Here is a 22,771-nt window from a genome sequence, read left to right on the forward strand (position 1 = left end):
GAAACTCAGTACTCGCCCTCATAATCATCGTCGTCCTCATCCTCACCATCATAGTCAGGATCATCAGACAGATCGACAGGGCTCGCAGGCTGGATCGTCGACACAGCGTGCTTATACGCAAGCTGCACAGCGCCATCACGCTCAAGCAACATGCAGAATAGGTCAAATGCAGCAATACGGCCCTGAAGCATGACGCCATTTACCAAGAACATCGTCACTTGCACGCCCGCCTCGCTCACACGGCTGAGGAAAACGTCTTGCAAAAGGCGTTGCTTGCCTGATCCATTGCGACTGCCAAACTGGTCTACATCGACGCTAGCGCCTGGCATAATCGTTGAGATGGCGTGTTTATAGACAAGTTGTGATTGCCCATCACGGCGCAAGAGGATCGAGAAATTGTCGAACCAAGTGACAATTCCCTGAAGCTTCACCCCTTTCACAAGAAACATCGTCACCGGGGTTTTGTTCTTACGAAGTAGGTTGAGAAAGGCATCTTGAAGATTGCCCTGCTGTTTTCCACCACCCCCGGATGAGCGGGAAGGTGCCCCTTCGGTGCTTGCAGGACGAGGGCGTGGAGAGAGAGTTCGCCCACTGGACATAGATTGCTCCTATTTTTGGCAGCCGTCTTTACGGTCCGCATTCTCATCACTCCCTCATGATGAAAAGGAGCAACTCGTCTTTATAATGGGGCTTGCACGCCAAAGCTGCAATGGCTGATTTGATTAATGGTGATTAAGGCTACAACTTGATGATATCATGCAAGATTACTTGCGTTCGACTTCGCGCCGGTCTGCCATCCCCAAAAGCTTTAGCTTTCTATGCAGCGCGGACCTTTCCATCCCGATGAATGTGGCAGTTTTTGAGATATTTCCTGAGAAACGCCGGATTTGAATGGTGAGATATTCCCGCTCGAAGCTTTCGCGCGCTTCGCGTAAAGGGACGCCCATCATCGCGGTCAGTCCGTCACCTGAATTCATCAGCCGGCCGCCGGTGATTTCGCCTGGCAACATGTCGGTCTCAACCGTTGTGAGGCGATCGCGCGGGGTCATAATGATCGTTCGCTCCACCACATTACGCAGTTGGCGGACGTTACCGGGCCAATCATACGCCTGAAGTGCGGCCATCGCCTCTTCGCTGATTTCTGGAGCTGCAATCCCTTGATCGCTTGAATAGCGAGTGAAGAAATGATCGGCGAGCACCGGGATATCGTCACGGCGGTCCGCGAGTGATGGTATGGTCACGGGCACAACATTGAGCCTGTAAAACAAGTCCTCGCGGAAACGTCTTTCTTCCATTTCGAGGGCAAGATCGCGCGAAGTGGAGGAAACCACTCTAACATCGACCCCGATTTGCCGCGTGCCCCCTACCCTTACGAAGCTTTGTTCGGTCAGAACCCGCAATATGCGCGCCTGTGTTGAAAGGGGCATGTCAGCCACTTCATCAAGATACAAAGTACCACCATCTGCCAGCTCCAAGAGCCCTGGCTTGATCTGGCGGCCATCGGCTTCCTCGCCAAACAGCTCTTGTTCAAACCGTTCAGGGGTAATGCGCGCAGAATTCACCAGAACAAAGGCGGCATCGGCGCGGTTGCTCCAAGCGTGCAGCATGCGCGCGGCGACCTCTTTGCCGGCGCCTGCAGGCCCCGTGATCATCACACGGCTTCCTGTGTTGGCAACACGTTTGAGCGTCGCGCGTACAGTGTTTATCGCTGGCGAATTACCGGTGAAGTCGGGATTGCCCCAATTGGATTCGCGCAGTTGCGTATTCTCACGTCGCAGTCGCTCTGTCTCGGTTGCGCGCTCCACCAAAAGCAAAAGACGCTCAGCTTCGAAGGGCTTCTCAATGAAGTCCATCGCGCCCCGCCCCACCGCAGATACTGCCGTGTCAATGTTACCATGCCCAGAGAAGATGATCACTGGCAAATCAGGTTCGCGCGCTTTGATGGCATCGAGCGTTTCCAGGCCATCCATCTCGCTGCCGTGAAGCCACACATCAAGCAACACGAGGCTGGGACGGCGTTCATCGACAGCAGCAAGAGCGCCTGTAGAGTTGGCAGCCGTACGGCATTCGTAGCCCTCGTCTCCGAGGACGCCGGCAACAAGCTCGCGAATATCACGTTCGTCATCAACAATGAGAATATCAAGCGCCATACGCGCCTCCGTCAGAGAAATTGTTTGTGAATTGCATAATGATGATTTGGCTCAAGGGGCGAGATTGGATCATGCGCCAGCCTCTTCGTTGGACGAGCCTGGGGCACGTGCAAACCGCAAGGTGACGCGGGTGCCCCCATCAGCAGCGCTGGCGAAACTCATGTCGCCGCCATGTTCGTCAACAATCTTATTTACGATCGCCAGGCCCAGCCCTGTGCCCTTCTCGCGCGTTGTTACATACGGTTCCACAATACGATCGCGGTCTGTGGGCAGGCCGATCCCATTGTCTTCCACTTGGATGGCAATGCGGTCGGCCTCGTCGGCCACCGTCACTGTCACAGAAGCGCGGTAGTCAGGCTCCGCCTCGCTGGCTTTTGTCTCGACCGCTTCGACGGCATTCTTCAGCACATTGGTCATGGCTTGGCCAAGCTGGTGCCGGTCACAGCGTATCTCGCGCTCTGACAAGCCTGATGCATCAAGATTAAATGACACTTGGGAGTGCGCGACTTCTTGTAAGAAGACGGCCTGCCGAATGAGATCGAGCGAATCCTCTGGACGAAAGACCGGCTTGGGGAGGCGCGCAAAGGATGAGAACTCGTCCACCATTTTGCGCAGATCCCCGACCTGGCGGACGATTGTGCTGGTGAGTTCGTCGAACAGCTCGCCTTCATCCGAGCTCACTTGCTTGCGATATCGGCGTTTCAAACGCTCTGTCGCCAATTGGATGGGGGTCAAAGGGTTCTTGATTTCGTGGGCAATCCGCCGCGCGACATCTGACCAAGCGGCTTGGCGTTGATCAAGCAATTGCCGAGTGATGTCTTCGAAGGTGATTACAAAGCCATTTGATCCCGGAGCCACAGTGACAGCAAGGGTGAAGAGTTCACCCTTATTATCATGGCTGATGATGGAGCGTTCTTTGCCTTCGCTGATCATCTGAGCGATCTCGTTGGAAAGATTGCTCAGGAGTTGGCCTTCCATTTGGGCGTCTGCGTCGCCTGCAAAAAGGTTATGCGCGGTCCCGTTCATAAGAAGGACGCGCATATCCTCATCAACCGAAATCACACCGGCCGTCACTGATTGAAGCACGGCCTCCATAAAGGCGCGCCGATCATCAATTTGTCGGTTGGCACTCACAAGCGCATCTGTTTGCTTTTCAAGCTGGGATGTCATGCGATTGAATGCGCGGTTCAAAAGGCCGATTTCGTCTGCTCCTGTTCGCCCTTCAACCCGCAAAGCAAAATTGCCCTGCCCCACCTTGTTTGCGGCACCAATCAGTTCAGTGAGTGGTTCGACCTGCCGGTCTGCAAAACGAAGTGCAAACCACACAGCGAGGCCTACGAGCAATAGGCTCATAGCCACCAATGCGATATTGAACCGCAATTGGAGCGTCCGCGCTTCGCTGGTCAGAGTTTCATATGCCGTACCAATCGCTTGTGCGCGCTCCCATGAATTGAACATGGTTTCTTCTGTGGTTCGCGCATTGTAGAGGTAAATCCCACTTTGCCGGTCGATAGGCGCGATGGCAGCAATGCGGTCAGCGCTCCCTTCGACAACCACAAGTTCTCCCCCGTCGAGGCGAGAAAGGGCGCTTTCACTAAACGGGATCGGGTCATTGCCCTCTGTTAAATTCATGATCACTGCGCTGCGCAATGTGTCATCCTCAATCCGCTGAAGGATGGCACTTTCAGAAATTTCGCGGGCCTGCGCTTGATAGAGATAAAGGTCTGGGAAATCTGTGTCAGTGATAGGGACCCGGAGGAGGATCTCTCGCATGTCCACCGCCATAATGACGGTGTTTTGTTCAAGATTGCGCTGATTGGAATCGTAGTAATCCTGCGCCAATGCGTTGGCATTTTCCAACAGGCCGCGCGATTCATCAGAGAACCAGAAGGCAACGCCTGTCTGAAACAAGAAGGCGGCAAAACCAGCGACCAGCAATGTCGGCACAGCTGCAACCATCGAGAAAAAGAAAACCAGCCTCACATGCAATCGTGCAGTTGAGCCTGCCGCCCGGCTTAGCGCCATCCTTCTGCCGATCAGGACAAGGATAGCCATCGCAGGCACCAGAACTGCCACCAAAAGAAGCGACACCTGAAGGGATGGAAGCGCGCCTGCATCTTCGGGCGTGTTCATGTAGGCGAGGTAATTTGCGATCACCGCAACTGTAAGCGCGACCACAGAAAGCCACTCAAGGACACGGAACAAGTTGGTTCGTCGGGACGTAACAACCATCTCGCGCCACCAGCGCGGTGACTTATTGGGCTTTTCACGCGAGCCATAAACCGGCGCGCCATCCACCAGCGATCTCTCGCTACCGCCAGTATCTGTCGCTGTTACACCGTCCATAGTGGCGTTCTTACAACGCCGCTGTTGCATTTAAGCAAGTCAAAAGTGACATTTTTGCCGCAATTCTGCGCTAGAGCGGTCTCGAGAAGCGGTCGGGCTCAATCATAAGCTCGGTTACCCTTTTGCGAAGGGTGTTGCGATTGATGCCCAAAAGCTTTGCGGCGCGCAATTGGTTGCCACCTGTTTGTCTCAACGCATATTCGATGAGTGGTTTTTCAAAGGCTGCAAGCGCGCTGCCGTACATCGTGCCATGAGGCGGGTCTTGCCGCATGAGCCATTGTTCAAGCGCCGATCCAATCGCTGCATCAGGATGATCAGAATTATGGTCGGCCGCAAAAACCACTCGCTCGGTGCCCAGAGTATCGGTCAAGACCTCTTCATCGATCTCATCCTTGCGGCTCATCACCGCGAGACGATATATTGCGTTGCGAAGCTCGCGCACGTTCCCGCGCCAGTGCCTGCGTGCAAGACCCTCTGCTGCTTCCGCTGTGAGATGGCGCTGTGGCAATCCTTCTTCAACAGCCTGTGCAAGGAAGTGTTGCGCTAGCACTTCGATATCTTCGCGTCTTTCGCGCAAAGGAGGAAGCTCGATTGGCACGACATTGAGACGATAGAAAAGGTCCTCACGAAATCTGCCTGCCTCGATAAGTGGCATAAGGTCCCGATTGGTGGCGGCGATGATACGAACATCAACGGCAATTTCCTGGCGCCCTCCGACGCGGCGCACTCTGCCTGATTGCAATGCACGCAGAAGCCGCGTCTGTGCCTCGGGCGGCATATCGCCTATCTCATCGAGGAAGAGAGTCCCGCCATTTGCCTGTTCGAATTTACCGATGGCCTGCGCAACAGCGCCCGTAAAAGCGCCCTTTTCATGGCCAAACAGCTCGCTTTCAACCAGGTCATGCGGAATGGCCGCAGTGTTTACTGCTACAAAAGGGCCCGTCCGACGGTCACCCAACTGGTGAATTGCCTCTGCTACAAGTTCTTTGCCGGTCCCACTCTCGCCTGTGACCAGAACCGTCAGATCATTGCGCAAAACCCGCGTGATCATCCTGTAGACGCTCTGCATCGCTTGGCTGCGCCCGACCAAAGGCATGCCGTCGCCCTCGGTATCGATGGGCAGCGCATTGCCACTTTCCTGCCTGCTTTGCGCAGCCTGCTTGACCGCTCGGATCAGCTCATCAAGATCAAAGGGTTTGGGGAAGTATTCAAAGGCGTCGTTATCGCTTGCCCGGACCGCTGTATCGAGCGTGTTTTGCGCAGATAAGACGATAATGGGCATATCAGGCGCTGCGCTGCGAACTTCGGGTAAGCTTACAAGACCGTCCCCATCTTCAAGCATGACATCGGTGAGCATGACGTCAAATTCACCTTCGGACAGGTAATGGTCGCGCATTGCGAGCGTCGAACAGCGCGTGATGTCAAAGCCCTCATCCTCAAGAGCGGCCGTAATCACGATGGCTATCGCGCTGTCGTCTTCAACAAGGAGGATGGATCGCGGCATTGGTTGGTCTCGCTCTTTCTTACTTTACGAGCCGGTTTAAACGCCGGTTTTTGCGTCTTCTTTGGCAATGGGTAAATGAACGCGAAACTTGGTTAGACCTCGTTTCGCGTCGCGCTCGTGGCTAATCGAACCGTTCATATCCCGCACAAGCTTGCGTACGAGAGCAAGGCCAAGACCTTGTCCTGACTGTTTGCTGGAGACGAAAGGTTCAAAGATGTGATCACGCATTCCGATATCGACGCCGGGGCCATTGTCACTCACGGTGATTTCAATCGGCAAGCGAACGGCGCGGCCAAAGCGGATTGCACTAAATGCGAGCCCGCTTACAAAGCGCGTGCGAACAGCAACTTCGCCTTGCCCCGTTGATTTGACTGCATCGCATGCGTTGGAAATAAGGTTGATAAGCACCTGTTCTAACGCGTCTCTATTGGCCCAAACTGGAGGAAGTGACGGGTCAAACTCTTCCCGAATATCAACTTTCCCTTTGCCGGCCGCCCTGACTGTTGCAATCGCCGAGCGCACCGCCTCGTGCGGATTGCATGCCTCAGCGCTTTCCGTGCTGCGTGCACCCAAAGCTTGCATGCGGTCGATGAGCCTGACGATGCGGTCGACTTCATCGGTGATCATGGTCGCCAGCTTCGTGTCTCCGCCTTTAAGCTTGCGCGCGGCAAGTTGAGCTGCGCCGCGGATGGCAGCAAGCGGGTTTTTAATTTCATGCGCGAGGATTGAAGGCGCGCCCATAGAAGAGGCCAATTCCTCGTCGCTGCCGCTCTCTTCATGCCCCATCTCTGACAAGGTCACCACGCGCCAGCCTGGATGGCTGATCAAAGGAGATGCCGTGAGGTTTACTCGTCTTTCCGCCTCGCCAGTCACGATAGTAATCTCGCGCGCGACCAAAGGAGCATCGCTTGACGAGAGGCGGTGTTCAACACGCGGATCAAGCGGGCCAATAACTTCGATCAAGTTTTTGCCTGCCAAACGCTTTGCGCTTCGCCCGAGCATGGTTTCAGCCGCCTGGTTAAGCTCAGCCACCCGAAGGTCAGGATCAATCAGGACAAGCGCAAAAAGAAGTCCTGCAATCTGCTCACCAGCATCGGGCCGACCCGAGAAAAGGTTCGATCGGTCAGACGGAGCGGACATGGGTTGTTTTGGCTTTGTCACGCAGCCTTGGCCGTGCGGCCGAGGAAAGGCTCATAGAACCGCTCGATTTCGCCAAGAACTTCATCGGGGTTATCGATAAAATTTGCCTTGTTCCGAAAGTCGGCTGAGCCGTGCATCCCTTTGGTGTACCAACCAAGGTGCTTGCGAGCGATTTTGGTGCCTACATCGCGCCCGTAATGATCGAGCATACGTTGGTAATGCTCTGTCAGCGTCGCATATTGTTCATCAAAATTGGGGGTCGGGATCGTTTGACCCGTGCGCCACCAATGCATCACTTGGCCAAGAAGCCAGGGCTTACCATAAGCGCCCCTCCCGATCATAAGACCGTCTGCACCCGATTGCTCAAGCGCCTGAGACGCGTCCTCAATCGTACAGATATCGCCATTGACGATCACGGGAATGGACACCGCCTCTTTGACGCGGCGGACAAACGACCAATCGGCGCTGCCCTTGTACATCTGGTTGCGAGTGCGGCCGTGGACAGTGATCATCTTCACGCCCAAATCTTCGGCTATCCGGGCCATTTCAGGTGCATTCAGGCTAAGGTGGTCCCAGCCCATACGCATTTTGACAGTAACCGGCACATCGACCGCCTTGACCGTCGCCTCCATCAACTTTGTGGCAAGCGGCACTTCTTTCATCAATGCTGAGCCTGCGAGCTGGCCTACGACCTTGCGCACCGGACAGCCGAAATTGATGTCGATAATTGCAGCGCCATTGCCTTCCTGCAGCTTGGCCGCTTCACCCATAGAACCCGGATCACACCCGACAAGCTGCATCGACACAGGCTCTTCGGTTTTGTCCCATTCTGCTTTTTGAACCGATTGACGCGTCTCGCGAATGGCTGCCTCGCTTGCAATCATCTCGGTGACATTGAGGCCCGAACCATAACGCCGGACCAATGTGCGAAACGGCATGTCTGTGACGCCCGTCATAGGCGCAAGCAGCACTGGCTCGTCGATTGTGACGGGGCCGATCTGAATCGGCTTTAGGGGAGGAGGCTTTGGAATGTCTGACATGAACTTTTGGGACACTGCTGAATAAGAGAGTGCTTAAAATTTGTGCAGCGCATAGTGGATTGCCAAGTATGCGTCCAGACCTTAAGCGCAAAGCCGCATGTCGGATGCTGCCCCCTCCCCTCATTCGCCGCCCTTATTGTGGCCGCTGGCAAGGGTTTGCGCGTGGGCGGAGAAACCCCAAAACAGTTCCGAGAATATCGAGGAAAACCGGTTATCCGCCATTCGGTTGAGACGCTGCTTGATGCAGGCGCTGACCCCTTGGTTATCGTGATCGCGAAAGGGGCTGAGAGTGATGCTAGGAAGGCACTCTCGGGGCTTTCTGGTTTTGAATTTTCCTTAGGCGGTGCATCTCGGCAGGATTCGGTAAGAGCCGGGCTTGAAGCGATGGAAGAGAATGCGCCTGACCGGGTCCTGATCCACGATGCCGCGCGTCCTGACCTGCCGTTTGACGTTATTGAGGGTTTGATCAATGCTCTGGACGTTCACCCTGGCGCAATTCCTGTGCTCCCGGTGGTAGACAGTCTAGCGATTGCGGGTGATCACAACACGATGGCAGGTTCCGCCAAACGCGAAACCTTGCGGCGCGTTCAGACCCCACAAGCTTTTCGTTATCACGATATCCTTGGCGCTCACCGTGCTTGGAATGGCAGCACAGATGCAGGCGATGATGCGCAAGTCTTGGCAGCGAACGCTAAAGACAGCGCCCGTTCAGTTGCTCTGGTGAAGGGTGATGAAAAGCTGAAGAAGATCACTTTTGCAGAGGATTTTGCTGGCACGATGATGCCCCCATTTCGGATTGGTCAAGGTTATGATGTTCACCGTCTTGAGGCGGGTGAGGAATTGTGGCTTGGCGGGATTAAGATTGAGCACACACACGGGCTTGCAGGGCATTCTGATGCTGATGTTGCTCTTCACGCGATAACTGATGCTGTTCTTGGTGGAATTGGCGATGGCGATATCGGCACTCATTTCCCGCCCAGTGATCCAAAATGGAAAGGCGCGCGCTCCGGTCAGTTTCTTGAGCACGCCGTAAAACTCGCAGCCCAGCAGGGATATCTTGTTGGCAATATTGACCTCACAATTATCTGCGAGGCGCCAAAAATAGGCCCACACCGACCCGCTATGCGTGCTGAAGTGGCCCGGCTCGCTGGCCTCGATGAAGGCGCGGTTAGCATCAAAGCAACCACTACGGAAAAGCTTGGGTTTACCGGCCGCGGCGAAGGTATCGCTGCACAGGCCATTGTATCGCTGTTTGCACAGGAGACATCTGCATGAAGACCAAATTCGCAAGTGCCGCATTGGCTCTCACCGCCCTCACCTGTGCACAAGTCGCCTCTTCACAGGGCGCGGCAGCTCAGCAAGCCTGCGTGTCGGCAGACGACCTTGCTGACACAGTGACTTATGCCATGCCGATGCTTTATGAAACGGTCCAAGGCCCGTGCTCTTCGGTCTTTGCGAAAAGCGCGTTTATGACCAACGAGGCAAGCGCCTTTGTGGACCAGTTTCGCGCACGGCAGGAAGCAAGTTGGCCTGGCACCCTGCGCCTCTTGAAAGTCTTTATGACCGCGCGAAGTGGCGAGGACAATTCGATGGGCGAGGCTCTTGCGCAAATGCCCGATGAAGCGCTGCGTCCTCTTGCTGACGTGGTCATTGGACAAATGCTGGATGACCGGATTGCGCGCGATATCAAGGTGAGCACTTGCAGTGATATCGCAGAAGCGATGGAGCTTCTCGCTCCCCTTCCCCCTGAAAACATCGCAGGCCTTGCCTCTTTCCTTGCACGACAAGCGGATCTTAAAAACCCACCTATCTGCGGCAGCGAGCCTAAGGGCGCGGAGTAAGCGTATTATGAGCGACTATTTGCTGCCGGATGATATCACTGAGCTCGCGCTTCGTGTGATAGAAGAGAATGCAAAACTGGGCCGTAAGGTTGCAACTGCTGAGAGCTGCACGGGCGGTTTGGTGGCTGGTGCGCTTACGGAGATCGCCGGGTCATCATCTGTTCTCGACCGGGGCTTTGTCACCTATTCGAACGAGGCCAAGATGGAATCCCTTGGCGTTGCGCAGGATATTATTGAGACTTTCGGCGCAGTGTCGGTCGCCTGTGTTTGGGCTATGGCACAAGGCGCATTGGACCGCTCTAATGCCGATGTTGCCGTGGCGATCAGCGGTGTGGCAGGCCCGGGCGGTGGGACCCAGTTAAAACCAGTGGGTACGGTGGTCTTTGCCCGCGCCACGCGCAATCAGGAGGGCGAGCCTGAGGGCGAGCTCAAACATTTTGAAGGTGGTGATGGCCCAGGAGGGCGCGCGGCTATCCGGCGTCAGGCGACACTGACTGCGCTTGAGTTGTTGTTGCCGTAAAGCTCGCCTGCGCGGGTCTCGAAAGCTGCAACCATCTTGCGAAAGGCGCGGTCGAAATATTGACCTGCTAAAGCTTGAAAAACGCGGTTTTTGAATTCGAAATCAACAAGGAAGTCTATCTCGCATGTGTTCTCATCGACCGCGCGGAAGGTCCAGACGTTATCAAGGTCTGATAGCGGCCCATCGACATATTTGACCGCTATTTCAAGCGGGCGCGTTTTCAGCACGCGCGAGGTAAAGGTCTCTCGAATGGATTTAAAACCCACAACCATATCCGCGAGCATTTCTGTTTCGCTATCAGAGCGGACCCGCGTGGCAATTACCCAGGGCAAAAACTCACGATACCGTGAGACATCTGCCACAAGGTCAAACATCTGCTCTGCGCTATACGGCAGTCTGCGGGTTTCTCTTATACCAACCATCAGATGCTAAGGCGGTCTTTCTTGCGCAATTTTTCCTCTCGCGCTTTTTTCATCACGGCAAAGTCATCGCCAGCATGATAGCTGGAACGCGTGAGCGGACTAGAGGCGACTTGGAGGAAACCCTTCGCACGGCCAATCGAGCCATAGGCTTTGAATGCCTTGGGTGTCACAAATTCTTCAACCTTCGCGTGCTTTGGCGTTGGCTGAAGATATTGCCCCATTGTGATGAAATCGACTTCGGCAGACCGCATGTCGTCCATCACCTGGTGCACCTCTAAGCGCTCTTCGCCAAGGCCCAGCATAATGCCCGACTTGGTAAAGATCAGCGGATTGTGCGACTTCACCTCTTCGAGCAAACGAAGCGAGGCATAATAACGCGCGCCAGGCCTAATCGTGGGATAAAGACGCGGCACTGTTTCAAGGTTGTGGTTGTAGACATCCGGGCCTGCTTCACAGATCGCTTCGACCGCGGGGCGCATTTTGCCGCGAAAGTCTGGTGTGAGGATCTCAATCGTTGTGTCAGGCGTGTTTCGGCGCAGCGCCTCGATCACTTTGACAAACTGGCCTGCTCCGCCATCGGGCAGGTCGTCCCGGTCAACGCTGGTGATAACGATGTGCTCAAGACCCATTTTGGCAGCGGCAACTGCGGTGTTCTCGGGCTCCATCGGGTCAACTGCCCTTGGCATACCGGTCTTCACGTTGCAAAACGCACACGCCCGCGTACACACATCGCCAAGGATCATGACTGTGGCATGCTTCTTGGACCAGCATTCGCCAATATTGGGACAGGCCGCTTCCTCACACACCGTATTGAGGTTAAGTTCGCGCATCAATTTGCGCGTCTCATGGTAGCCCTTGCTCACTGGCGCGCGGACCCTGATCCAGTCAGGCTTGCGCTGACGCATGGGGCGCTCAGCTTCTGGCGTATTCGAAAGGTCGTTCATGGTCGCCCATTTAGGCGTGATGAGCGCCCGCCGCAAGCGAAGCGATGCATCCGCTGGTTGGCTTAGGCCAAGTTCGGGGAACACTCCGCCGCAAGAATGATTAATGGGATGCAACACATCCACCGATTCGGGACAGTTAATGCTAGAAACTGCAATCCAAACCTTCACATCACCGGTGGTCTTGTTCTTTGTCCTCGGCCTATTTGCAGCCGTCGTTCGATCAGACCTTGCGATCCCTGAACCCATTGCAAAGGCCATGTCTTTATACCTTATGGCGGCAATCGGCCTGAAAGGAGGGGTTGCCGTTTCAAAGTCTGGCATCGATGCAACGGTTGTTTCGGCTCTGGGAGCAGGAATTGTTGCGGGCTTTTTGTTGCCCTTCTTTGCTTTTGGCGTGCTTAAAACCTTTGGCAGGCTCGACAAAATCAACTCTGGCGCTGTTGCAGCTCACTACGGATCTATCAGTGTCGTAACCTTTGTGACCGCCACTGAAATCTTAACCGGACAGGCGCGCGAACCCGCTGGCTATATGGTGGCCGTCATGGCAGCGATGGAAGCGCCTGCAATCTTGAGCGGCCTTGTTCTTGCGCGCGGTCTTGGGAGTAAAGGTGGCACGCAAAGCACAAGCGAAATGCTGCATGAGGTTTTTACCAACTCATCGATCATGCTCCTGTTGGGTGCATTTGTGATTGGAATGGCGGGCGGCGCTCAAGGTTTTGACCCCGTCAGCCCGTTCTTTGAAGCTGGCTTCAAGGGCGTATTGTGCTTTTTCCTTTTGGACATGGGACTTATCGCGGCTCGGCGGATGATCGATGCGCGAGCGGTCACTTGGCGACTTGGTCTAATCGCGATTTTCTTGCCTATCGTAAATGGAGCTGTGGGAACGGCTTTGGGTGTGGGAATTGGCCTTGATGCAGGATCATCAGCAGCGCTGGGGGTTCTGTGTGCAAGCGCCAGTTATATCGCAGTCCCCGCTGCGATGCGGCTTGCCCTGCCCGAAGCAGATCCGGGGATTTATCTGACGATGTCACTCAGCATCACCTTCCCTTTCAACGTGCTTATCAATATCGGTTTGATAAGCGCTTTTGCTGCCTTTTTGACTGGGCTATCTGGCGTTGATGGAGGGATCCCGTGATTGAGACAGTTACCCGCAAACGCATTGAAATCTTGACAGATAAGGCGCTGCAAAAACGCGTGACCGATGCAATTGAAGCAGCTGGGATCGTTGGCTGGACGATTTTGCCTGTGAGCAGCGGAAAGGGCCGCGAGGGCATTTGGCGCGAGGAAAGCGTTATGGGCACCGATAAGGTGTTTGTCCTCACAATTGCCTCGCAAGAAAATGCAGAGGCCCTTGCAGAGGCCCTTGCACCTATGCTTACAAACTTTGGCTTCCTGTACAGTATGTGGGATGTCCAAGTTATCCGGGGTGAGCGGTTCGAGTGAAGGCTGCCTCCCTTTCCTGGGGAGGAATAAACGAAGTGCCCGAATATGCTGAGCTGCTCAAAGGCTATCGCCGTTTTCGCGAGGACACATACCCGCGGCAAAAAGCGCGCTTTGATGAGACAATCGCCGATGGGCAACATCCCAAGCTCTTGATCATCGGGTGTTCGGACAGCCGCGTTGACCCGGCCCAGATTTTTGATGTCGATCCGGGCGATATCTTTGTTGTGCGCAACGTTGCCGCTCTTGTTCCTCCGTTTGAGGTGACCGGCGGTCAGCAAGGCGTTTCAGCAGCGGTCGAATACGCTGTTCAAATGCTCGAAGTGGCCCAAATCGTGGTCATGGGACATGGCCGGTGTGGAGGGTGTCAAGCTGCCCTCACCAAAGCGTTCGAAAGCGCTGACCCTGGCGAGGGTGCGTTCATCGCAAACTGGGTAGGCCTTCTTGATGAGGCCCGCGATAATGTGGCTCGCAAATATGGCACTCAGGGACGCAAGGCTGAGTTGGCGATGGAATTTGCAGCAGTGCGCCAAAGTCTCGACAATTTGAGGACATTTCCATGGCTTGCGCAAAAAGAGGCCTCAGGTACGCTAAAACTGCGCGGCGCACATTTCTCAATCGCGGAAGGGGTCCTGTACTCACTCGACGAAGAAACAGGTGCATTTTTGCCTGAGCTTTGATCTTACAAAAAAGGCGCCAAGGTTACCCCTGGCGCCTTTTTAAAGAGAATATCCGGATCGCTTATCCAGCGGTTGCAGGAGCAGCCGATGGCATGACTGCCGGGGCAGCGTTTGATGCGCCTTCAAGCTGGTTCGCATATGCGGTCCAAAGACGGGCAATTGGCAGACGCTTGCCCGATACTTTGCTCAGAGTGCTGCGCGCAGTAGCGTAGTCACCTGTTCCGATTTGAGAAATGCCGAGGCGGGTCAGAACCTCGTCAGTGTTCACACCTGGCATGCTCAAAGACTTTTCATAGAACCGTGCAGCCTTTGAATAATCATTGTAGCTCAAGAAGGCATCGCCAGCGGCCACAACCGTGCGCATTCTGGCAGTTGGCGCCATTGCGTCTTTCTCAAGTGCGGGCAAATCGGCTCGGTCAGAGGCAATACGATTGTTTGCAATGCCAAGCGCTTCAACCATAAACAGATTGCTTTGAACAAGAGCGCCAGCCGCTTTGCCTTCTTCGATGACTTCAATCACTTCATTTGGAAGCCGGCGTGGGTCTGCCACTTCGACGTAATAGTCATAGTCTGATGCATCGCTAAGCGCGTTTGCGCGGCGTGACAGGCGGAAAAGGTCAAGCAATTCACCACTCTCGAACTCGTTCAGATTTCGAGAGATATTGATCGCATCGCGCCAGTTGGATTCTGTTGGAAAGTCGCTTAGCCACATCGTCACGATGTCGTAAATCGCTGGCGAAAGTTCGTTTTCGTAAGCGACGGTTACACCGCGGCGATACCAGGTTTGATCCACCTGAAGTCCTTGCGATTTCTGCGTGTTGATCGCATCGCGAAGGTAGGTGAAGCCTTGGTCATATTCGCCGCCCGCAAAGAAGCTTTCCATCATTGCAAGCCGCAAGCTTGAGGCCGTGATGTCTGCGGTTGTAAAATTGCTGTCGATCGCACCCTGAAGATAGGTGCGTGCCAGCCCCTGTTTGCCCAATTGGTTGGCAGTTTGATACGCAATGAAGTTAAACCGTCCCACGTTCTCAGCGGGAGCCTGGCCGCTTTCAAGAACCGCCTGCATTCCGCGAAGCTGAAGCTCACGGTCTTGCAATTTGATGCCAGAGTTGAACAACACAAAGCCGCCAGCATACTTCTCATCAGAAGTGTTCAAAAGCCCGCTAAGCGCGTCAATTTGTCCGCGCGCGCTTGCGAGGTCCCCGCCTTCTTGCTTCAACAGCTCATCAAGCGGGGTGTAAAGCTCGCGGAACTCTTTTGAATAGCCGCCGCCATCACTTTCTTGTTCCTTTTCGCGGTCCTTCTTTTTGCTGCGCTGTGCGCTTGCCTCAGTTGGAAAAACGGCTGTGGCAACGACCGCGCTGCCGGTCGCCAAGGCGATTGCGAGTGCGAGCGAAGAGGTGCTCTTGCGAGAGAAAAATGTGATCATCTTGTTATGCCCTCCAGCATGAATTTATTTGGTCCGCACTCTTGTCCATACAGGCGCGGTTTGGGGGTGAATCTGCGCGGCTCAATGAACGAGCGCGAGTGTGATTGCAATTTCGTTCTAGATCAACCGGGCTGAATGGCGTTTGAATGGAGTGATTGTTTGGTTCTCAACCGCGCAACAATCGTGCGCCTTCCCTCTTCGTTCGGCGTCATTCTCGAAGCCATTGTCACTCGACCGTCATCATTGTGGAAAAAGCCCATAATGAACCGGTATCTTAGCCTGTCCGAGTGGCACTAATGGCTCCGAAGCCCTAGATTGGTGTCATCCAAGAATTATAAAAACAGGCTGTCCTTTGAGCGACGACAACGACATTCTCGAACCCACCGCCTCGGCCCCTGTGCCAAGCGAATATGATCGCATCGATATCGTCGATGAGATGAAGACGAGCTATCTCGATTACGCGATGAGCGTGATTGTGAGCCGCGCCCTTCCCGATGTGCGCGATGGGTTGAAACCGGTGCACCGCCGCATTCTCTACGCCTCCAAGCTCGGCAATTTTGTCGCTGGGCGTCCTTACGTGAAGAGCGCGAAGATTGTCGGTGATGTGATGGGTGATTTCCACCCTCACGGTGACAGCGCGATTTATGACGCCCTCGCCCGCTTGACCCAAGATTGGTCGATGCGTGTGCCTCTTATCGATGGTCAGGGCAATTTCGGCTCAATGGACCCCGATCCTCCCGCCTCCATGCGTTACACTGAGGCGCGCCTTGCGCGGGTCACGGATACGCTGCTGGATGATCTGGATAAGGATACGATTGATTTCGTTCCGAACTATGATGGCCGTAAGAAAGAGCCGTCGGTTCTGCCCGCCCGCTTTCCCAATCTGCTCGTCAATGGCGCAGGGGGAATTGCGGTGGGTATGGCGACCAATGTGCCGCCGCATAACCTTGGCGAGGTGATAGACGGCTGCTTTGCCTTTATGGACAACCCTGCGATCACTTCGGAAGAATTGATCGAGTATATTCCGGGGCCCGATTTTCCGACGGCTCCGCTGATCCTCGGCACAAGTGGGGCGAAGTCAGCCTACACCACTGGCCGGGGTTCGATCCTGATGCGTTGCCGCCATGAGATCGAGACGCGTAAGGGCGACCGGGAAAGCATCGTCTTCAAGTCTATCCCTTATCAGGTAGGCAAGGCCGGGTTGGTGGAGAAGATCGCCGATGCCGCGAAGGAAAAGCGGATCGAGGGTATCTCGGACATTCGCGACGAAAGCTCGCGCACCGGTGTTCGGGTTGTCATCGATCTAAAGCGCGATGCGACAGCAGAGGTGGTGCTCAACCAGATCTGGCGTCACACGCCTGCGCAATCCAGCTTCCCTGCAAACATGCTGGCGATCCGCGGCGGGCGTCCTGAAACGCTCATGCTGCGCGACTTTATTCAGGCCTTTATCCAATTTCGCGAAGAAGTCATCACCCGGCGTACCAAGTTTGAACTGAACCGTGCGCGTGAACGTGCGCATATTTTGCTCGGCCTGGTGGTCGCGGTCTCCAATCTTGATGAGATTGTGGCGATCATTCGCGGTGCGCCGAACCCTGCGACCGCGCGCGAACGCTTGCTCGCCAAAGAATGGCCGATTGGCGATATCGCGCAATATATCCGCCTGGTTGAGGCGATTGAGCCGTCCGCTGACCAAGAGGGCGGCACATACAAGCTGTCCGTGCGTCAGGTGAAAGCGATCCTCGATCTGCGCCTCCACCGCCTCACCGCGCTTGGCCGCGATGAGATTGGTGATGAGCTTAAAGAGCTCGCCGATCAGATTGAGGAATATCTCTCAATCCTTGCCGACCGGGTGAAGCTCTATGCCGTGATGCGCGAAGAGCTTGAGGTGATCCGCGCGACTTACGCAACGCCGCGTGTCTCTGAGATTGCGCCTGCTTGGGATGGTCTGGACGATGAAGACCTGATCGAGCGCGATGATATGGTCGTGACGGTGACGTTGGACGGCTACATCAAGCGCACTCCGCTCAGCACGTTCCGCGCGCAAAATCGCGGCGGTAAGGGACGCGCTGGCATGTCGACCAAGGACGAGGATGCCATCGCCGAAATGTTCGTGACTTCCACGCACAATCCGGTGCTGTTCTTCTCAACCGCTGGCAAAGTGTACCGGATCAAAGTGTGGAAGCTGCCCGAAGGCGGCCCAACCACGCGCGGTCGTCCGATCATCAACCTGCTTCCCGCATTGGATGATGGCGAGACGATCCAAACCGTTCTGCCGCTGCCCGAAGATGAGGACACTTGGGGCGCGCTCTCGGTCGTGTTCGCCACCGCAAAGGGCAATGTCCGCCGCAACTCCATGGATGCGTTCAGCAACATTCCATCAAACGGCAAATTCGCCATGCGCTTCGACGAGGACAGCGATGATCATCTGATCGGAGTGCGTTTGGTCGAAGCAGGTGACGACGTCATGCTCGCCTCCAAGACTGGTAAGGCAATCCGGTTCGCCGCAGAGGACGTGCGCGAGTTCACCTCTCGCACCTCAACCGGTGTTCGGGGCATGAAGCTTGCCGATGACAATGAAGTCGTCTCGCTGTCTACGCTCAGCGCCACCGGCACCACTGCCGAGGAGCGCGAGCAGTACCTCAAATTCGCACCATACAAAGCGGACCGCGAAGGCGAGCCCGATATGACGCCGGAGCGCTTTGAAGAGATCACCGGCAAAGAGCAGTTTATCCTCACCGTATGCGCCAATGGATACGGCAAAGTGTCGAGCTCCTACGAATACCGGAAAACCGGGCGCGGCGGACAAGGCGTGGTCAACATCGACAATATCGAGCGCAATGGCCCTGTTGTCGCAAGCTTTGTCGTTGGCACGGGTGATCAGCTGATGCTCGTCACCGATCAGGCAAAGCTTATCCGCATCGGGCTTGAAAGCTTGCGCGTCCTTGGCCGCAACACCGCCGGTGTGCGCCTGTTCAACGTGGGCAAGAACGAGCATGTCGTCTCAGCCGTAAAAATCGACGAAACCGAAGAGCCTGAAAACGAAGGCGAAGAGGCAGTGGTCGAGGAAATGGTGAACCGGCGCGGCGGCGGTGATGAGACGTCTCCTGAGGGGCCAGACGACACGACCGAGACCGAGTGAGCTTGCGCTAAATTCCCCCTCCCCCTAGCCTGACGGTTAAGGGAGAGGGACATGATTATCGAACCTTCGGGGCAAGCGTGCGGCGCGACCGTTCGTGGCGTCGATTTGGCAGGCAATCTTAGCCCTGAGCTCATGACTGCCATCCAAAAGGCTTGGCTTGAACACAAGGTTATCGCTTTTGCGGACCAGCGTATGGACGACGATGCGCTTGAACGCTTCAGCATGGCGATGGGCGAATTTGGCGACGATCCCTTCTTCGACCCCATTGAAGGCCGAAAGAACATCGCCGCTATTCAGCGCGAGGCCGATGAGACCAGCCCGCTTTTCGCCGAGCAATGGCATTCTGACTGGAGCTTTATGGCGCAGCCTCCCAAGGCCACATGCCTGATGGCGGTCGAGATTCCTCCTATCGGCGGTGACACTATGTTCTGCGATCAGGCCGCCGCATTTGCCGCCCTCCCCGATGCTCGCAAAAAGGAACTACGGCAGATTAAAGCGGTGCATTCCGCAAGGCGCGGTTATGCGCCCGATGGTCTTTATGGCGACAAAGACAAAGGCCGAAGCATGGCCATCCGTCCCGGCGAAGCGGCAATGGCGACTTACACCCATCCGCTCATCAAACCGCATCCCGAAACGGGCGAAGAGGTGCTGTTCTTCTCGATCAGCTACACCATCGGTTTCGAAGGATATTCAGACGAAAAGGCGATGGCCTTGACCATGGAGCTCCACCAATGGTGCGAGCAGGAACGGTTTCATTACACCCACAAATGGGAGCCCAATATGTTGGTCATGTGGGACAATCGCTGTCTCAACCACAAGGCAACGGGAGGCTATGAGGGCCACCGGCGTGAATTGCACCGCACGACTATCGCCGCTTAGCGTACGGGCGATTCCCCTCGCAGGGTTTGCACAACGCCCGTTGCGATCATCAATTGGCCTGCGAAATATAGTGGCCAGACCAGCAGGTCCGGCAAGGGTGCGAAATCGTAGGGGCCTAAGCGGCTAAAGATCAACCAATCGCTGACCACAAACAGCAATGCCCCGATACCCACACGGTAACGCGGGAAGCGGCTCGTCCAAGCGGCTGCGGCCATCACGCCAAGGGTAAGCGCATAGGCGGCAATATCCACACGCCCGCTCAGGACATAAGAGAATGCCGGCACCGCGACCAATAATGCAAGTCCAAGCAAGCGCTGGCTAAGCGAGGGGCTTTCCCTGCGATTGCGCAAATAGAGCACCACTGCGACAAGGTGCGAAGCGGCAAAGAGCGCCCCGCCCACTTCGAACCAAAGCTCCAACGCCATGTCAGCAGCCGCTGATAACGCCAGAGCGATTGTGAGGATCATGCCGTCGGTGCCCGGAGCGCGGCGCAGCGCATAAATGGCAAGAAAACCAACGCCTGCGCCTTTGAGCGCAATCTCTATCGGCTCAACTTTGATGCTGTCTTGCAAGACATAATACGCCACCGCCGCGATCACTCCGGCAAGCAACCATGGACGGTGCTCCATAAGCGCGCGATTGGCCATTGCTGCGTCTACCTCTCTTCTTGCCTTGAATGCGGATTAGCACGCGGCTACCTCGCCCACCATGACAACTCCTTCAAACACTCACGATGTCCACATAATCGGCGGCGGGCTCGCCGGTAGTGAAGCCGCTTGGCAGCTTGCAAACCGAGGCGTGAAAGTGCGCCTTTCGGAGATGCGCGGATCGGGAGAGATGACCCCTGCACACCAAACTGATGGGCTCGCTGAGCTGGTCTGCTCAAATAGTTTCCGCTCCGACGATGACACGAAGAACGCGGTCGGCCTGCTCCACCACGAAATGCGCGAGCTGAATTCTATCGTGATGCGCGCTGGCGAAGTTGCACGTGTGCCTGCTGGAAGCGCCATGGCTGTGGACCGCGATGTGTTTTCTGCCGAGGTGGAAAAGGCTCTTCATGACCATTCCAATGTGGAAGTCGTGCGCGAGCGGGTCGATCAGTTGCCCGACTCAGGCCTTACTATCGTTGCGACTGGCCCGCTGACTGCGCAATCGCTCGCTCAGAGCATTATCGGGACCACGGGCCAAGAACGCCTCGCCTTCTTTGACGCCATCGCCCCTATCGTCCACCGTGACAGCATCGATATGTCAAAATGCTGGATCCAATCGCGCTGGAATAAGACCACGGCGGCCTCCAATGAGGATGGCGATTATATCAATTGCCCGATGACTAAGGAGCAATATCTCGCCTTTCATCAAGGGTTGATGGATGGCGAGAAGGGAGAGTTTCAGGATTGGGAAAAAGACACGCCCTATTTTGATGGCTGTATGCCGATTGAGGTGATGGCCGAACGCGGGGTGGAGACGCTGCGTTATGGTCCCATGAAGGGCGTAGGGCTCGACAACCCGTTCGATACCAATGAGGAATTTCCGCAAGGCCGCTGGCCCTATGCTGTGGTGCAGCTGCGCCAAGACAACAAGCTTGGCACGCTATGGAACATGGTGGGTTTTCAGACCAAGCTTAAATACGGCGCACAGGTTGAACTGTTCCGTACCATTCCGGGTCTTGAAAACGCAGAGTTTGCAAGGCTAGGCGGGCTCCACCGCAACACCTTCCTTAATTCCCCCGAAGTGCTCGACCGGCAACTGCGGTTGAAAGCCGCGCCACATATCCGCTTTGCCGGGCAAGTCACGGGGTGTGAGGGTTATGTGGAGAGCTCCTCTATCGGTCTGGTGGCAGGGATGATGGCGGCGTGTGAGCTCGCCGGTGAGGAATGGACACCCCTTCCCGCAACAACCGCGCTTGGCGCTCTGCTCAGCCACATTACGGGCGATGCAGATGCGGCGACGTTCCAACCAATGAATGTGAACTTTGGCCTGTTCCCACCGCTCCACGAGGTGAAGAAAAAACAACGCAAAGAGGCATACACCTCGCGCGCCAAAGCGGATATGGCCGAGTGGATCAGTAGTATGCGCGAGCCAGTCCCGGCTTAACAGCGGCAGGCTGGCTTGCGCGTCCGCTTGGGGGCAGAGGTCGCAAATTCAGCCGCGGTGAGTTCTGCATCGCCATTGCCATCCATCTCGGCAAAGCGATCAGATGTGCGAACCGCCCACTCCTCAAAGGTCAACAGATTGTTGCCGTCCTTATCCAGTTTGCGAAACGCGTCTGCGCGGGTGGAAAGCATTTCGTTGCGCGTAATCTTGCGGTCGCGGTTGCGGTCATAGCGGAAGAAACGCCGCTCTTCGCGCGTTAACTCTGAGGCTTCGGGCGGTGCGGGGCCAACCATTTCGCCCGGATCACCTTCTGGCAAGGCGTTTGGATCGACTTCTACAATTTCTTCGGGCTCTGGCGGAGGCGGAGCATTCTCCTCGACCTGTGCGCGGCCTTGCCACCAAAACACCCCAACACCTGCAAAGATAAGTCCTAAGAACACCCCAAGTACTGTTTGACGCATGGTGATACCCTTTCGTGGTTCCCATGGGTAAGAATACATAGGATCAGCGTCCGAAGAAAGTCGCTCTTAATACTGTCACCGAAGCGCCGCGTCCCTCCATCAGCGGGCGGCCACCTTTCTTCAATGATCTCAATGCCAAAGCGCCGATGACGGCGACACCTTTAAATGGCGAACGCAAAGCTGGCGCAGAAAATTGTTCCTTCGCTAAGCTCACCAACATCTCGCGTTCTTCGCCTGCGGATACATTCGCTGCAAGGTCTGCAAGGGCCCAATACCACGCCATCATGCTCGCGCCTGATTTCTCCCAATTTTGTGCCTCATCAACGAACACGCCCCCCATTGCATCCGCGCGCGCCTTTGCAAAATCACGTGCATGGTGTTCTCCAAGTGGAGGTTCAGCCAAGAGGTTTTCCCACCCATCGACCAGTTTGAGCAGATATTCTTCTCGCCCACTCCAGTGGTGAGAGATGCCATCAAGAATAATGTCACCACTCGGACGCTCTAAAACCGGTTTGGCCAAAATCTCGCGCCACCAAGCGAGGCGCATTTGACCAAGCATGGGCTCATTCGTTGCCGCCAATATGCGGGAAAAACGCAAATCAAGCTCAAAGAAAATCCTTAACGCATCACGGTAATCCAACCTCGTATGGGCCAAAGCCAGCTCCAATTCTGGCGGTAATTTTTCACGGTCAGATAGGGTCATAATCGGGCTTGCATAGGCGGCCAAAGCGCCTCTTTGTCA

21 protein-coding genes are annotated in these 22,771 nt (G+C 55.5%); 9 read left to right on the top strand and 12 right to left on the bottom strand.

All coding sequences use genetic code 11. The annotated features are described in order from the left end of the window. Positions 1-5 precede the first annotated feature (5 nt). The 6 genes from hfq to dusB all read right to left on the bottom strand — a co-directional run bounded on the left by hfq (position 6) and on the right by dusB (position 8,180). Positions 6-599 carry an RNA chaperone Hfq gene (gene hfq / locus AC0V61_RS15410; protein WP_486158964.1) on the bottom strand — a complete coding sequence of 198 codons (594 nt, stop codon included), beginning with the start codon at positions 597-599 and terminating at the stop codon, positions 6-8. 165 nt (positions 600-764) lie between these two features. Then, positions 765-2,150 (bottom strand): nitrogen assimilation response regulator NtrX, encoded by a 1,386-nt coding sequence (ntrX, locus tag AC0V61_RS15415; RefSeq protein ID WP_486158966.1) that lies wholly within the window; start codon positions 2,148-2,150, stop codon positions 765-767. Between the two features lie 69 nt (positions 2,151-2,219). Beyond that, positions 2,220-4,382: a sensor histidine kinase gene (locus AC0V61_RS15420; protein ID WP_486159600.1), complete on the bottom strand. Its 2,163-nt coding sequence runs from the start codon at positions 4,380-4,382 to the stop codon at positions 2,220-2,222. Between the two features lie 184 nt (positions 4,383-4,566). Next, positions 4,567-6,000 (bottom strand): sigma-54-dependent transcriptional regulator, encoded by a 1,434-nt coding sequence (locus tag AC0V61_RS15425; RefSeq protein ID WP_486158968.1) that lies wholly within the window; start codon positions 5,998-6,000, stop codon positions 4,567-4,569. Positions 6,001-6,036: 36 nt separating this feature from the next. After that, a complete protein-coding gene (locus AC0V61_RS15430; protein WP_486158970.1) occupies positions 6,037-7,140 on the bottom strand; it encodes a two-component system sensor histidine kinase NtrB in 1,104 nt (367 codons plus the stop codon). 17 nt (positions 7,141-7,157) lie between these two features. Next, entirely contained in the window at positions 7,158-8,180 is a 1,023-nt protein-coding gene (gene dusB / locus AC0V61_RS15435) for a tRNA dihydrouridine synthase DusB (RefSeq protein ID WP_486158972.1), read from the bottom strand. A gap of 54 nt (positions 8,181-8,234) precedes the next feature. On the opposite strand from dusB, the gene AC0V61_RS15440 reads away from it, so the two are divergent. From AC0V61_RS15440 to AC0V61_RS15450, 3 genes are read left to right on the top strand one after another with little or no spacing between them, the layout of a single operon-like run. Continuing rightward, positions 8,235-9,455 (top strand): bifunctional 2-C-methyl-D-erythritol 4-phosphate cytidylyltransferase/2-C-methyl-D-erythritol 2,4-cyclodiphosphate synthase, encoded by a 1,221-nt coding sequence (locus AC0V61_RS15440; RefSeq protein WP_486158974.1) that lies wholly within the window; start codon positions 8,235-8,237, stop codon positions 9,453-9,455. Beyond that, positions 9,452-10,021 carry a hypothetical protein gene (locus AC0V61_RS15445; RefSeq protein ID WP_486158976.1) on the top strand — a complete coding sequence of 190 codons (570 nt, stop codon included), beginning with the start codon at positions 9,452-9,454 and terminating at the stop codon, positions 10,019-10,021. The genes AC0V61_RS15440 and AC0V61_RS15445 overlap by 4 nt, the downstream gene beginning before the upstream one ends. A 7-nt stretch (positions 10,022-10,028) precedes the next feature. Further along, positions 10,029-10,541 (top strand): CinA family protein, encoded by a 513-nt coding sequence (locus AC0V61_RS15450; protein ID WP_486158978.1) that lies wholly within the window; start codon positions 10,029-10,031, stop codon positions 10,539-10,541. Here the strand turns inward: AC0V61_RS15450 and AC0V61_RS15455 are convergent. Both AC0V61_RS15455 and lipA read right to left on the bottom strand, forming a co-directional pair. Continuing rightward, on the bottom strand, positions 10,502-10,963 hold the full coding sequence (locus tag AC0V61_RS15455; protein WP_486158980.1) for a type II toxin-antitoxin system RatA family toxin: 462 nt from the start codon (positions 10,961-10,963) through the stop codon (positions 10,502-10,504). The two genes, AC0V61_RS15450 and AC0V61_RS15455, sit on opposite strands and share 40 nt — an antisense overlap. Next, positions 10,963-11,907, bottom strand: a complete 945-nt coding sequence (lipA, locus tag AC0V61_RS15460) for a lipoyl synthase (protein WP_486158982.1) — start codon at positions 11,905-11,907, stop codon at positions 10,963-10,965. Before lipA ends, AC0V61_RS15455 begins: the two co-directional genes overlap by 1 nt. Before the next feature lie 139 nt (positions 11,908-12,046). Here lipA and AC0V61_RS15465 point away from each other — a divergent pair, with 139 nt between their 5' ends. The 3 genes from AC0V61_RS15465 to AC0V61_RS15475 are packed head-to-tail and all read left to right on the top strand — an operon-like array spanning position 12,047 to position 14,027. Beyond that, positions 12,047-13,042: a sodium-dependent bicarbonate transport family permease gene (locus tag AC0V61_RS15465; RefSeq protein WP_486158984.1), complete on the top strand. Its 996-nt coding sequence runs from the start codon at positions 12,047-12,049 to the stop codon at positions 13,040-13,042. Further along, a complete protein-coding gene (locus AC0V61_RS15470; protein WP_486158986.1) occupies positions 13,039-13,350 on the top strand; it encodes a P-II family nitrogen regulator in 312 nt (103 codons plus the stop codon). The genes AC0V61_RS15465 and AC0V61_RS15470 overlap by 4 nt, the downstream gene beginning before the upstream one ends. A 35-nt stretch (positions 13,351-13,385) precedes the next feature. Further along, the gene (locus AC0V61_RS15475) at positions 13,386-14,027 is read left to right on the top strand and encodes a carbonic anhydrase (protein ID WP_486158988.1); all 642 of its coding nucleotides are present in this window, start codon (positions 13,386-13,388) and stop codon (positions 14,025-14,027) included. Between the two features lie 61 nt (positions 14,028-14,088). Here the strand turns inward: AC0V61_RS15475 and AC0V61_RS15480 are convergent, their stop codons facing one another. Then, entirely contained in the window at positions 14,089-15,456 is a 1,368-nt protein-coding gene (locus AC0V61_RS15480; protein WP_486158990.1) for a hypothetical protein, read from the bottom strand. Positions 15,457-15,808: 352 nt separating this feature from the next. Between AC0V61_RS15480 and gyrA the strand changes: the two genes are divergently transcribed. Both gyrA and AC0V61_RS15490 read left to right on the top strand, forming a co-directional pair. Beyond that, positions 15,809-18,595 (top strand): DNA gyrase subunit A, encoded by a 2,787-nt coding sequence (gyrA, locus tag AC0V61_RS15485; RefSeq protein ID WP_486158992.1) that lies wholly within the window; start codon positions 15,809-15,811, stop codon positions 18,593-18,595. 51 nt (positions 18,596-18,646) lie between these two features. After that, a complete protein-coding gene (locus tag AC0V61_RS15490) occupies positions 18,647-19,474 on the top strand; it encodes a TauD/TfdA dioxygenase family protein (RefSeq protein ID WP_486158994.1) in 828 nt (275 codons plus the stop codon). Here the strand turns inward: AC0V61_RS15490 and AC0V61_RS15495 are convergent. Beyond that, entirely contained in the window at positions 19,471-20,121 is a 651-nt protein-coding gene (locus AC0V61_RS15495; RefSeq protein ID WP_486158996.1) for a lysoplasmalogenase family protein, read from the bottom strand. The genes AC0V61_RS15490 and AC0V61_RS15495 overlap by 4 nt on opposite strands. A 61-nt stretch (positions 20,122-20,182) precedes the next feature. Here AC0V61_RS15495 and trmFO point away from each other — a divergent pair, with 61 nt between their 5' ends. Continuing rightward, positions 20,183-21,568, top strand: coding sequence for a methylenetetrahydrofolate--tRNA-(uracil(54)-C(5))-methyltransferase (FADH(2)-oxidizing) TrmFO (gene trmFO / locus AC0V61_RS15500; RefSeq protein ID WP_486158998.1), 1,386 nt, complete (start codon positions 20,183-20,185; stop codon positions 21,566-21,568). Here trmFO and AC0V61_RS15505 read toward each other — a convergent pair. Next, positions 21,565-22,029 (bottom strand): EF-hand domain-containing protein, encoded by a 465-nt coding sequence (locus AC0V61_RS15505; protein WP_486159000.1) that lies wholly within the window; start codon positions 22,027-22,029, stop codon positions 21,565-21,567. The genes trmFO and AC0V61_RS15505 overlap by 4 nt on opposite strands. Before the next feature lie 43 nt (positions 22,030-22,072). Continuing rightward, a complete protein-coding gene (locus tag AC0V61_RS15510; RefSeq protein ID WP_486159002.1) occupies positions 22,073-22,756 on the bottom strand; it encodes a hypothetical protein in 684 nt (227 codons plus the stop codon). Between the last annotated feature and the right edge of the window lie 15 nt (positions 22,757-22,771).

Source organism: Erythrobacter sp. JB1-4, from assembly GCF_057365025.1.